This window comes from Flavobacterium chryseum (genome assembly GCF_004362015.1).
Classification (GTDB): Bacteria; Bacteroidota; Bacteroidia; order Flavobacteriales; family Flavobacteriaceae; genus Flavobacterium.
The window spans coordinates 231,551-246,027 of sequence record NZ_SNWW01000003.1 but is presented as its reverse complement, the minus strand read 5'-3'; the positions used below and the strand labels follow the sequence as shown (position 1 = coordinate 246,027).

Here is a 14,477-nt window from a genome sequence, read left to right as displayed (position 1 = left end):
ATATTAATGTCTGAGAGTAAAAAATATAATTATCCAAATAAATTGTCAATAGGAAGGTTTCTATTAGATGCTGAAGGCGTGCGTAGAAATCCAATTCCGTATCATAAAAGATATTTTGATAAATTCGGAGATTCATTTTCCATTAAAATTGGATTTTCAAAGTATATAATTTTATCAAGAGATAATGAGGTTGCTCAATATATATTGCAGAAAAATCACAAGAATTATTATAAGTCTAAATTTCAATCAGTTTACCTTTCTAAATATTTAGGAAAAGGACTTTTAACAGTTGATGGCGATTTTTGGTTAAAGCAAAGACGACTTATTCAGCCTGCTTTTCATAAACAAAAAATGAATCAGTTGGTCGAAAACATGAATCAGACTATTATCTCAGAATTAGATACTTTAGTGGAAGAAAAAACAATTGATCTTTTTCCTGTAATGAGTCAATTGGCGTTTAATGTTGTTGCTAAATCTTTATTTCAGCTTTCAATATCAGAAGAAAAATTAAATAGAATAAAATTTATCATTGAAGAAGTTCAAAACTTCTTAATCAAGGAAATTAGGCTTCCACATAAAGCATGGTGGTTTTCGTTAAGTGGTCAGGTAAAAAAACATCAGCAATTGGCATTGGAAAATAATGCTATTATTAAAGAAATTATTGAAATTAGAAATTCTTCTAAAGAGGAATTTAATGATTTGCTAAACATGCTTCTTGAAACCCGTTATGAAGATACGGGAGAACCAATGTCAATAAACCAGTTAATTGATGAAATAAAAATTCTATTTATTGCGGGACACGAAACCACTGCAAATGCATTGACTTTCGCTGTTCATCTTTTAGGAAGACATGCGGAGGTGCAACAAAAAGTATTTGAGGAAATAAAAGAAATTGAGTCTCAAACAGATAATATTGTTGAGCAACTTCAAAAAATGACGTACACAAATGCTGTTTTGAATGAAGCAATGCGATTGTATCCGCCAGCCTGGATTACTGACAGGCAAAATGTAGAAGATGATACACTTGCTGGATTTAATATAAAAAAAGGGACTTTAATTGGTGTTTCATTTTATGAACTACATAGAAATCCTAAATACTGGAAGAATCCGGATGAATTTGATCCCGAGCGTTTTCTTGGTGATCAGAAGAAGATTTCGATGCAGTATTTTTATCCCTTTGGAGCTGGGCCTAGAATGTGCATTGGTTCAGGATTTGCTATTTACGAAATGTGTCTGACTATTGTTCATGTAGTAAAAAAATACGTAATCAAATCTAACAGTGATAATGTTAAGATTAATCCTTTGATTACATTAAAACCTGTTGACGTAGAAGTTTCATTATCAAAAAGATGAGCATTAATTCTAAAGAAACATATTCAGAATTTATAAAATCAGAAGCAAACAGACTTGGTTTTCTTGCTTGTGGTATATCTAAAGCAGGTTTTTTAGAAGAGGAAGCGCCTCGACTTGAAAATTGGCTAAATAAAAACCATCATGGCCAGATGGCCTACATGGAAAATCATTTTGAAAAACGCTTAGATCCAACCTTGCTGGTAGACGATGCAAAGAGTGTGGTATCACTTTTACTAAATTATTATCCTCCTGAAACTCAAAGTCAGGAAAGTTTTAAAATCTCAAAATACGCTTACGGGCAGGATTATCATTTTGTAATTAAAGAAAAATTAAAAGAACTACTTTTTTCTATTCAGGAGAATATTGGAGATGTTTCCGGACGTGCTTTTGTCGATTCGGCACCTGTTTTAGACAGAGCATGGGCAGCCAAAAGCGGCTTAGGATGGATTGGTAAAAGCGGTAATTTAATCACTCAAAAAGTGGGTTCTTTTTATTTTATTGCGGAACTAATACTTGATTTAGATTTAGAATATGATCATGCGACCACAGATCATTGTGGTTCATGTACAGCTTGTATAGACGCTTGTCCCACACAAGCTATAGTTGCGCCTCATGTAATTGACGGCAGCAAATGCATCTCTTATTACACCATTGAACTTAAAGAAAATATTCCTTATGAAATGAAAGGAAAATTTGATGATTGGATGTTTGGTTGTGATACTTGCCAGGATGTTTGCCCGTGGAATAGATTCTCAAAATCTCACTCGGAACCATTATTTAATCCAAATCCTGAAGTGCTTTCTTTCTCTAAAAAAGACTGGATTGAAATTACTGAAGAAACTTTTCGCTCTGTTTTTAAAAATTCCCCCATCAAAAGAACAAAATTTGAAGGTTTAAAACGCAATATTAAATTTTTGGAATAAATTCCGGACCCACTTTTTTGTAAGTTCAACTTATCTTTTATTGTATCAATTCTTACTTTTTAGGTAATTTTTTTAGTACAAATTTTTTATTAAACTACTTATTCGCTCTTAATTTGTTTCTAATGAAAATTTTGATTTGAAACAAATTAAATTTCGTAAGATATTATTTTACTCTCTAAAAATGTAAAATTTTGATTTTAAGATAGTTGTGATTTATTTTGAATCTGTATATTGTAAGATTGTTTTGCGGATTTGTTGTTATATTCGCAAATCACCTACAATTCAGCAATAAATTAAGAATTTTCTGCAATTTTATTATCAAATAGTTAAGTTTTCTGTGTCTTCAGGTTAATTTTTATCGATAAATAGTGTAATTCAACGTTTTTTTGGGTAGTTGGTCGACGAAAGTGGTTAATATTCAGGTGTTTGCATACTTTCGCACCGCCAAAAACTACTAATTTAATCTAATGGCTATTTATTTAGTCTGAACTATTTACATATATGGTCTGCAAGCTGTGCTATTTTTTTAAAGATCTTTTTGAGACTTTTATTGAATTTTCAAAATCCATTCTCTTCATTATTTCGTATGTGTCCTATAAGCTAAAAACCACGATCGGTTCTTTGGCGAATACTATTTCTATTTTTCAAATTACGCTTGTGTATGCTTAACTCTACTTTTATAAAGTTTAATTCATTTAAACTAATCTCTTTTATTTTATTTTCATTATTTAACATTAATGCTTCAGCTCAATTTTATGACAAGCATTACATTGCTCCTGCTCCTTGGCAGTATTTTAATAAAGCAAATGAAATTGTTATTGCAACTAATTCGATAACTGCTGTAAGTATTACTATAACAAAAAGTGATGGTACTGCAATAACAACTTTGTCGGCTGTGAAAGGAACGCCGGCAGTATATAGATTTGATGGTTTGCCTAGTACAACAACTCCTGCATATGCATTTGATACGGTTATAAGTGGAGCAGGATTGATAGTTACAGGTACAGGTCCAATATCTATCAATTTACGAAACGTGGCTTCGGATGCTTTAGGTGGTAATAATATAGATAAGGAAATAAAAGGAAATGCTGCATTGACGAGTTTTGGAGATGCAGGAATTGGGGTTAGATTTAGAGTAGGATATTATAGAGATGGATCATTAGGGAATTTTAATAGCTATGGTGATCAACGCCCAATTTATAGCATTATGGCTATTACGAATGGTACGACTGTTACAGTTGGTGGAGTCGTTAAAGCTACATTAAATGCAGGGCAAAGTTATTTATTTAAAGCTGCGATAGGAACTTTGGTACAATCTTCGAATCCAACGGTGATGAATACATCAGCGGCGATCGATACCCCTGGTGGTTGTGGCGATAGTGCATATAATCAAGTGCCTCCAGAAGCAGTTTTAGGCTCAGAATATTTTATTGAAAGAGGAAAAGGAAATGATACTGCAGAGCAAACTACTGTTGTTGCAACCAAGGATAATACAACGGTTACAGTAAATACTTTTTCTGTAACAGGTGCATTAACAGCAACGACCACTACTGTTTTAGCTACTGCTGGGAGTTTCTTTACATTTAAAAACGGTGTATCTAACACTAGTTTCTCCGCTTCAAGAGTTTCTGCAGATAAAAATGTTGCCGTTTACTCGGGAACAGCACAATCTTGTGAGGTTGATATTTCAACAATTGCTCCGGTTTCTGAATGTGGAGGATCTAAATTTATCGAAACAGCAAAATTTAGAAATTATGATACTGGTTCATTACCTTACTTCGGATATATTCTTTTAAAAGATGCAACGTCGATAGTATATGTAAATGGAGTTGATATTGAAACAAAATCAGGAGTGACAGTCCGTCATCAATTAGGAACAACGGGATGGTATTTGATAAATTTTGAAGATACTAATATCGGAAGTCCAAATATTCTTTCTATATCAAGTGATGCCAAGTTAACGGTTTCGATTGTACAACAAGGCGGAGGTTTTTCGATGGCAGGTTTTTTCTCTAATTTTGCTGTTCAGCCGGAAGATCCAACATTTACTTATATTTCTGGTGGGGGTTGTACAAACAGTACCGCTACTTTAACTAGTCCGGCAGGATTTTCTCCATATCAATGGTATTTGAATGGAACTGCAATTTCAGGAGCAAATTCAAATACATATACAGCCACTAAAACAGGTGCATATTCTGTAGCTTCAACTTTAACGTGTGGAGCTCAGACACAATCAAAACCTGTATCAGTTACTTTATGTACTGATTTGGGAATTACAAAAACAGTTGATAATGCGACACCATGTGTAGGATCTAATGTAGAATTTACAGTAAAATTAAATAATCTTGGCGCTAATAATGCTTCTGGAGTTTCGGTAAACGATTTACTTCCTACTGGTTATACATTTGTTAGTTCAACACCATCAGTTGGAGCTTATAATTCGACAACCGGAGTATGGAGTATTGGAAATGTAGACAGTGGAATTTCAGCAACGTTAAAAATTGTAGCTAAAGTAAATGCAAGTGGAGTTTACACAAACACAGCAACAATATCAAGTTCTGTGCCTGATACTAATTCGGCAAATAATGAGGCTAGTGTTGCAACTACTCCAAATCCTTTGCCAACGGTTGTTATCAATAACCCGGCATCAGTTTGTTCTCCATCAAAAGTTGATATTACTGCTCCGGCAATTACAGCGGGTAGTACAACAGGTTTAACGTTTTCATATTGGACTAACGCTGCGGCTACAATTGCTTACAGCACGCCAACTGTTGCTGCTGCAGGAACATACTACATAAAAGGAACAACTGCTGCAGGATGTTCAGATATAAAAGCCGTTGTTGTAACAATAGCAACTCCACCAACTGCAGGAACATTATCAGGAACACAAAATATTTGTATTTCAGGTACAACAACTTTTACATCAAATGGAAATTCAGGCGGAACGTGGTCAAGTAGTGATACAGCGGTTGCAACAGTAAATTCAAGTGGAGTAATTACGGGAGTTATTGCCGGAACAGCTACAATTACTTATAAAGTTACAGGAACCGGAGGTTGTGCGGATGCAACTTCAACACGAACGGTAACAGTTAATCCAACTCCAACAGCTTCAATAACGGGAGCTTTGAATGCATGTTTGACAACTACTTTAACTGCTGTTACGAATGCAGCTTCACCAGCTTATGTTTGGTATAAAAATAATATTGTAATTAACGGACAAACAGGATCTACATTAGTTGTAACGACAGATGGAGATTATAAAGTTAAAGTTACAAACACAGCGACCACTTGTGAAAATACTTCGGCAGCTTCAACTGTTAAAGTTAGTGACACTCAAAAACCAACTATTACTTGTCCTGCAAATGTTTCAAAAGCAGCCGATGCAAATTCATGTACAGCTTCTGGGGTTGTTTTGGGAACTTCAACTACGGCAGACAATTGTGGAGTTGCTTCGGTAACTAATAATGCACCGACAACTTTCCCTATCGGAACAACAACAGTAACTTGGACAGTGACTGATAACTCAGGAAATACACAAACTTGTACGCAAACAGTAACCGTTACAGATACTCAAAAACCAACAATTACTTGTCCTTCGAATGTAACAAAAGCAGCCGATGCAAATTCATGTACAGCTTCAGGCGTTGTTTTGGGAACTCCGACAACGGCAGATAATTGTGGAGTTGCTTCGGTGACTAATAATGCGCCAACAACTTTCCCTATAGGAACAACCACAGTAACGTGGACAGTTACCGATAATTCAGGAAATACACAAACTTGTACGCAAGCGGTAACAATCACAGATACTCAAAAACCAACCATCACTTGTCCTTCTAATGTAACAAAAGCAGCCGATGCAAATTCATGTACAGCTTCTGGGGTTGTTTTGGGAACTCCAACAACGGCAGACAATTGCGGAGTTGCTTCGGTAACTAATAATGCACCATCAACTTTTCCTATTGGGACAACCATAGTAACTTGGACGGTAACTGATAATTCAGGAAATACACAAACTTGTACGCAAACGGTAACCGTTACAGATACTCAAAAACCAACAATCACTTGCCCTTCGAATATAACACAAGCAGCCGATGCAAATTCATGTACAGCTTCAGGCGTTGTTTTGGGAACTCCGACAACGGCAGATAATTGTGGAGTTGCTTCGGTAACTAATAATGCACCTACAACTTTCCCTATCGGAATAACAACAGTAACCTGGACAGTAACTGATAACTCAGGAAATACACAAACTTGTACGCAAACGGTAACCATTACAGATACTCAAAAACCAACAATTACTTGCCCTTCGAATGTAACACAAGTAGTTGATGCAAATTCATGTACAGCTTCAGGCGTTGTTTTGGGAACTCCAACTACGGCAGATAATTGTGGAGTTGCTTCGGTAACTAATAATGCACCAACAACTTTCCCTATCGGAACAACCACAGTAATCTGGACGGTAACCGATAATTCAGGAAATACACAAACTTGTACGCAAGCGGTAAAAGTAGTTGGCCCAATAAAAGCAAATGATGACATTGTCACTAACTTTAATGGATACTCAGGCGGAACTGCAGTTTCAAATGTGTTAGATAATGATCTTTTGAATTGTACTAATGTAATTGGAAATGATATTACTATTACTTTAGCAACTGCTTTACCTTCTGCTTTAAATTTTAACACAACTACAGGAACAGTTACTGTTAATCCATTAACTTCAGCAGGAAATTATACTTTTGATTATACAATCTGTGAAAAATTAAATCCAACAAATTGTAGTACAGCTTCTGTAAAAATAACTGTAGTTGCACCAATAATTGATGCAATTACTGAAACGACAACTTCAATCAACGGAACTACAGGCGGAACAACAGCAACAGTAGTTGCTAATGATACTTTAAACGGAAACCCGGTTGTAATCGGAACTCAAAATGGACAAGTTAAATTGACTCCAATCGCAGTTCCAGCAGGATTAACTTTAAATGCAGACGGAACAATAACAGTTGCACCGAACACACCAAAAGGAAATTACGAAGTTGAATACAGCATTTGTGAAATTACAAACCCAACGAATTGTGATACAACAAAAAGTATCGTTGTTGTTGGACAAGCGATAATCGATGCAGTTTCAGAATCAACAACTTCAATCAACGGAACTACAGGCGGAACAACAGCAACAGTAGTTGTTAATGATACTTTAAACGGAAATCCAGTTGTCATTGGAACTCAAAACGGTCAGGTTAAATTGACTGCAATCACAGTTCCAACGGGATTAACTTTAAATGCAGACGGAACGGTAACAGTTGCACCAAACACAGCAGCAGGAAATTACGAAGTAGAATACAGTATCTGCGAAATTACAAACCCAACGAATTGTGATACAACAAAAAGTATTATTGTTGTTGGACAAGCGGTAATTGATGCGGTTACAGAAACAACAACTTCAATCAACGGAAATACAGGCGGAACAACAGCAACAGTAGTTGCCAATGATACTTTGAATGGAAACCCGGTTGTCATTGGAACTCAAAACGGTCAGGTTAAATTGACTCCAATCACGGTTCCAACAGGATTAACTTTAAACGCAGACGGATCAGTAACAGTTGCGCCAAATACACCGGCAGGAAATTACGAAGTTGAATACAGCATTTGCGAAATTACAAACCCAACGAATTGTGATACAACAAAAAGCACAATAGTTGTTGGACAAGCGGTAATCGATGCGGTTACTGAAACGACAACTTCAATTAACGGAACTACAGGCGGAACAACTGCAACAGTAGTTGCCAATGATACATTAAACGGAAATCCGGTTGTAATTGGAACAAGTGCAGGTCAAGTTAAATTGACTGCAATCATAGTTCCAACAGGATTAACATTAAATGCAGACGGAACCATAACGGTTGCACCAAATACACCAAAAGGAAATTACGAGGTAGAATACAGCATCTGCGAAATTACAAACCCAACGAATTGTGATACAACAAAAAGCACAATAGTTGTTGGACAAGCGGTAATCGATGCGGTTACAGAAACGATAACTTCAATCAACGGAAATACAGGTGGAATAACAGTAACATTAGTTGCTAACGATACTTTGAATGGAAATCCGGTTGTAATTGGAACTCAAAATGGACAAGTTAAATTGACTCCAATCAAGGTTCCAACAGGATTAACTTTAAATGCAGACGGAACAGTAACAATTGCGCCAAATACACCTGCAGGAAATTACGAAGTTGAATACAGCATCTGCGAAATTACAAATCCAACGAATTGTGATACAACAAAAAGTATCATTGTCGTTGGACAAGCGGTAATCGATGCTGTAACAGAAACTACAACTTCAATCAACGGAACTACAGGCGGAACAACAGCAACAGTAGTTGCTAATGATACTTTAAATGGAAACCCAGTTGTAATCGGAATAAGTGCAGGACAAGTTAAATTGACTGCAATCACAGTTCCAACGGGATTAACTTTAAATGCAGACGGGACAGTAACAATTGCACCAAATACTCCGGCAGGAAATTACGAAGTTGAATATAGCATTTGTGAAATTACAAATCCAACAAACTGTGACGCTGTTAAAAGCACAATAGTTGTTGGACAGGCCGTAATCGATGCGGTTACAGAAACAACAACTTCAATTAACGGAAATACAGGCGGAACAACAGCAACATTAGTTGCCAATGATACTTTAAACGGAAGCCCGGTTGTCATCGGAACAAGTGCTGGACAAATTAAATTGACTCCAATCACGGTTCCAACAGGATTAACATTAAACGCAGACGGAACAGTAACAGTTGCACCGAACACACCGGCAGGAAATTACGAAGTAGAATACAGCATCTGCGAAATTACAAACCCAACGAATTGTGATACAACAAAAAGCACAATAGTTGTTGGACAAGCCGTAATCGATGCGGTTACAGAAACGACAACTTCAATCAACGGAACTACAGGCGGAACAACTGCAACATTAGTTGCTAACGATACTTTAAACGGAAAGCCGGTTGTAATCGGAACTCAAAACGGTCAGGTTAAATTGACTCCAATCACAGTTCCAACAGGATTAACATTAAACGCAGACGGAACAGTAACAATTGCTTCGAACACACCGGCAGGAAATTATGAAGTTGAATACAGCATTTGTGAAATTACAAATCCAACAAACTGTGACGCTGTTAAAAGCACAATAGTTGTTGGACAGGCCGTAATCGATGCGGTTACAGAAACAACAACTTCAATTAACGGAAATACAGGCGGAACAACAGCAACATTAGTTGCCAATGATACTTTAAACGGAAGCCCGGTTGTCATCGGAACAAGTGCTGGACAAATTAAATTGACTCCAATCACGGTTCCAACAGGATTAATATTAAATGCAGACGGAACAGTAACAGTTGCACCGAACACACCAAAAGGAAATTACGAAGTAGAATACAGCATCTGCGAAATTACAAATCCAACGAATTGTGATTCAGCGAAAAGTACGATTGTTGTTTCAGCAGGAAATTTACAGGCAAATGCGGATGTAATTCCTTCAGTTGTGGCAACAAACCAGCCACAAACGGTTGTAAATGTATTTGATAACGATACAAACAATAGTTTGCCAGTTGTAGCAACAGATTTAAATCTTTCAATAGTAACGGCAGATCCAAAAGGAGTTTTAACATTAAACCCTGACGGAACTGTAACAGTTGTAGCAAACGCACCTGCTGGAGCATACGAACTGACATACCAAATTTGCGAAAAATTAAATCCAACAAATTGTAGTTCGGCTACCATAAAAATAACGGTAATTACTCCGGGAATCGATGCAGTTTCAGAAACAACAACTTCAATCAACGGAAACACAGGAGACACAACAGCAACATTAGTTGCCAATGATACTTTGAATGGAAACCCGGTTGTCATTGGAACAAGTGCTGGACAAGTTAAATTGACTCCAATCACAGTTCCAACAGGATTAACATTAAATGCAGACGGAACAGTAACAGTTGCACCAAACACAGCAGCAGGAAATTACGAAGTAGAATACAGCATTTGTGAAATTACAAATCCAACAAACTGCGATTCAGCGAAAAGTACGATTGTTGTTTCAGCAGGAAATTTACAGGCAAATGCTGATGTAATTCCTTCAGTTGTGGCAACAAACCAGCCACAAACGGTGGTAAATGTATTTGATAACGATACAAACAATAGTTTGCCAGTTGTAGCAACAGATTTGAATCTTTCAATAGTAACGGCAGATCCAAAAGGAGTTTTAACATTAAATCCTGACGGAACCGTAACAATAGGAGCAAACGCGCCAGCTGGAACATACGAACTGACATACCAAATTTGCGAAAAATTAAATCCAACGAATTGCAGTTCGGCTACTATAAAAATAACGGTAACCGCTCCGGGAATCGATGCTGTAGCAGAAACTACAACGACTCTTATCAACGGAAATGTTGGAGGAACAACAGCAACATTAGTTGCCAATGATACTTTAAACGGAAATCCGGTTGTAATAGGAACAAGTGCAGGACAAGTTAAATTGACTCCAATCGCAGTTCCAACAGGATTAACTTTAAACGCAGACGGAACAGTAACAGTTGCGCCAAATACACCGGCAGGAAATTACGAAGTAGAATACAGCATTTGTGAAATTACAAATCCAACGAATTGTGATTCGGCGAAAAGTACGATTGTAGTTTCAGCAGGAAATTTACAGGCAAATGCCGATGTAATTCCTTCAGTTGTGGTAACAAACCAGCCTCAAACGGTTATCAACGTTCTTAATAACGACACAAACAATAGTTTACCAGTTGTAGCAACAGATTTGAACCTTTCAATAGTAACAGCAGATCCAAAAGGAGTTTTAACATTAAGCCCTGACGGAACCGTAACAATAGGAGCAAACGCGCCAGCTGGAACATACGAACTGACATACCAAATTTACGAAAAATTAAATCCAACGAATTGCAGTTCGGCTACTATAAAAATAACGGTAACCGCTCCGGGAATCGATGCTGTAGCAGAAACTACAACGACTCTTATCAACGGAAATGTTGGAGGAACAACAGCAACATTAGTTGCTAATGATACCTTAAACGGAAACCCAGTTGTAATCGGAACTCAAAACGGTCAGGTTAAATTAACTCCAATCACGGTTCCAACAGGATTAACTTTAAATGCAGACGGAACAGTAACAGTTGCACCAAATACTCCGTCAGGAAATTACGAAGTAGAATACAGCATCTGCGAAATTACAAATCCAACAAATTGTGATTCAGCGAAAAGTACAATTGTTGTTTCAGGAGGAAATTTACAGGCAAATGCAGATGTAATTCCTTCAGTTGTAGCAACAAACCAGCCACAAACGGTTGTAAATGTTTTTGATAACGACACAAACAACGGGCTACCAGTTGTATCAACAGATTTAAATCTTTCAATAGTAACGGCAGATCCAAAAGGAGTTTTAACATTAAACCCTGACGGAACCGTAACAGTAGGAGCAAACGCACCTGCTGGAACATACGAACTGACATATCAAATTTGTGAAAAATTAAATCCAACGAATTGTAGTTCGGCTACTATAAAAATAACGGTAACTGCTCCGGGAATCGATGCTGTAACAGAAATTACAACGACTCTTATCAACGGAAATGTTGGAGGAACAACAGCAACATTAGTTGCTAATGATACATTAAACGGAAATCCAGTTGTGATCGGAACAAGTGCTGGACAAGTTCAATTAACTCCAATCACAGTTCCAACAGGATTAACTTTAAATGCAGACGGAACAGTAACAGTTGCACCAAATACTCCGTCAGGAAATTACGAAGTAGAATACAGCATCTGCGAAATTACAAATCCAACAAATTGTGATTCGGCGAAAAGTACAATTGTTGTTTCAGGAGGAAATTTACAAGCGAATCCTGATACAGTTCCTTCAGTTGTGGCAACAAACCAACCTCAAACAGTTGTAAATGTATTTGATAACGACACAAACAATAGTTTACCAGTTGTATCAACAGATTTAAATCTTTCAATAGTAACGGCAGATCCAAAAGGAGTTTTAACATTAAATCCTGACGGAACCGTAACAGTTGGAGCAAACGCACCTGCTGGAACATACGAACTGACATACCAAATTTGTGAAAAATTAAATCCAACGAATTGTAGTTCGGCTACTATAAAAGTAACGGTAACGGCAGGAGTTTTACAAGCGAATCCAGATACGGTTCCTTCGGTTGTTGGAATAAACCAACCTCAAACAGTTGTAAATGTGTTTGATAACGACACAAATAACGGGTTGCCAGTTGTAGCAACAGATTTGAACCTTTCAATAGTAACGGCAGATCCAAAAGAAGTTTTAACATTAAACCCTGACGGAACCGTAACAGTAGGAGCAAACGCACCAAGAGGAACTTATGAATTAGTTTATCAAATATGTGAGAAACTGAACCCAACAAATTGCAGTACAGCAACTATCGAAGTAACAGTAGATGAAGCAACGATGACGGTAACAGCAAGTAGTTTTTGTTCTAATAATGTTCCTTACGTAACTTATAATGTTGTGCCAGATAATTTTACTCCAACTACTTTATTAACAATTAAATGGATTGACAGTAACAATAATGTAGTAGCAACTGAAACAGGTTTACCATTAAGCGGAAATATTTTATGGCCAGGTGCAATTATTGATAATGACGGAAATGGTGTAGATTGGCCAGGTTGGGTATTAGCAAACGGACAATGGACAGAGGGTGCAGACGGATTTGAAAATACAAAACCAGAAGTTACAATGGAATTTTCATTAAACACATCAGTTAGTATTCCGGTAAATTATCCGGCAGCAACTCCGCAATGTAATGCAAGACCAACTTTTGCAATTAAAGCAAATGATGATGCAGCAGGACCAATAGATGCAACTAAAGGAACAAGTACATCGATAAATGTATTTGATAATGATAAATTAAACGGCTTGCCAATTAATCCTGCTGATGTAGTTTTAAGCACAGTCATTCCAAATGCTAATTTAATTTTAAATGCAGATGGATCTGTTGATGTAAAACCTGGAACAGTATCAGGAGATTATCAACTTACTTACCAAATCTGCGATGCGTTGCATTTATCTAATTGCAGTCAGGCTGTTGTAAATGTAAAAGTATTGAATTCAGTTATTCCAGTAGATCCAATGATACCTATTGTAGCGAATAATGATGGCGAAATAGCGGTTGACGGAATCAATGGCGCATTAGAATTTATCAATGTACTGGATAACGATACATTAAACGGATTACCAGTTAATGCATCAGATGTTGTACTTACAAATGCACCAACTAGTCCTTATTTTGAATTTAATTCAGACGGAACAGTTAATGTGAAACCAAATACACCGGGCGGACAGTATACATTAAATTATCAAATTTGTTCGAAAGCAAATTCATCAAATTGTAGTAGTGCAACTTTAAATGTTTTTGTTGAAGTTCCGGCGATTGCGGTTATCAAAACGGCCACTTTCAATGATGAAAATGCGAGCGGATTTGCCAATGCAGGAGAAACAATTACCTATAAGTTTAAGATAACCAATACAGGAAACGTTCCATTAAAAGGAATTACGATTATAGATCTTTTACCAGGAGTTGCAGTTTCAGGACAAGCAATTACTTTAGAGGTAAACGAATCTGATGAAAACACTTTTACAGCAAAATATACTATAAAACAAAGTGATATTAATTTTGGAAGTGTAAGCAATCAGGCGACTGTAAAAGGACGTAGTGAAAGAGGAATTCTGGTAGAAGATAAATCAGATGACGGCAATAACTTAGAAGACAAACCTACAGTTTTACCTCTAAACGGTTGTCAGATTATTGTTCAAAACGCAATTTCTCCAAACGGAGATGGTAAAAACGAAAGATTCTATATTCAGGGATTAGAATGTTATCCAGATAATACAGTTGAAATATACAATCGTTGGGGAGTTTTAGTTTTTGATGTTGATCATTACAATAATGATGAAAGAGCTTTTACAGGTTTTTCTGCAGGACGTACAACAATGAAAAAATCAGAAGGTCTGCCGGTTGGAACTTATTTCTATATTTTAAAATACAGAGATAGCGAATCAAACCAACATGAAAAATCTGGCTATTTATATATCAATAAATAAAAAAAAATAAACGGCTTAGTTTTTACTAAGCCATTTTAAAA

The 14,477-nt window shown here is 36.6% G+C and carries 3 protein-coding genes; all 3 read left to right on the top strand.

What is annotated here, in order from left to right; translation table 11 throughout:
- Positions 1–6: 6 nt before the first annotated feature.
- The 3 genes from EV143_RS07575 to EV143_RS07565 all read left to right on the top strand — a co-directional run bounded on the left by EV143_RS07575 (position 7) and on the right by EV143_RS07565 (position 14,436).
- The gene (locus tag EV143_RS07575) at positions 7–1,353 is read left to right on the top strand and encodes a cytochrome P450 (RefSeq protein ID WP_133507363.1); all 1,347 of its coding nucleotides are present in this window, start codon (positions 7–9) and stop codon (positions 1,351–1,353) included.
- Positions 1,350–2,276: a tRNA epoxyqueuosine(34) reductase QueG gene (queG, locus tag EV143_RS07570; protein WP_133507362.1), complete on the top strand. Its 927-nt coding sequence runs from the start codon at positions 1,350–1,352 to the stop codon at positions 2,274–2,276. The genes EV143_RS07575 and queG overlap by 4 nt, the downstream gene beginning before the upstream one ends.
- Positions 2,277–2,937: 661 nt before the next feature.
- Entirely contained in the window at positions 2,938–14,436 is an 11,499-nt protein-coding gene (locus EV143_RS07565; protein WP_133507361.1) for an HYR domain-containing protein, read from the top strand.
- Positions 14,437–14,477 lie beyond the last annotated feature (41 nt).

What these genes read in the sequence shown, in the direction of transcription:
- EV143_RS07575 (WP_133507363.1), top strand. Translation starts at nt 7, where the DNA reads ATGTCTGAGAGTAAAAAATATAATTATCCAAATAAATTGTCAATAGGA.
- queG (WP_133507362.1), top strand. Translation starts at nt 1,350, where the DNA reads ATGAGCATTAATTCTAAAGAAACATATTCAGAATTTATAAAATCAGAA.
- EV143_RS07565 (WP_133507361.1), top strand. Translation starts at nt 2,938, where the DNA reads ATGCTTAACTCTACTTTTATAAAGTTTAATTCATTTAAACTAATCTCT.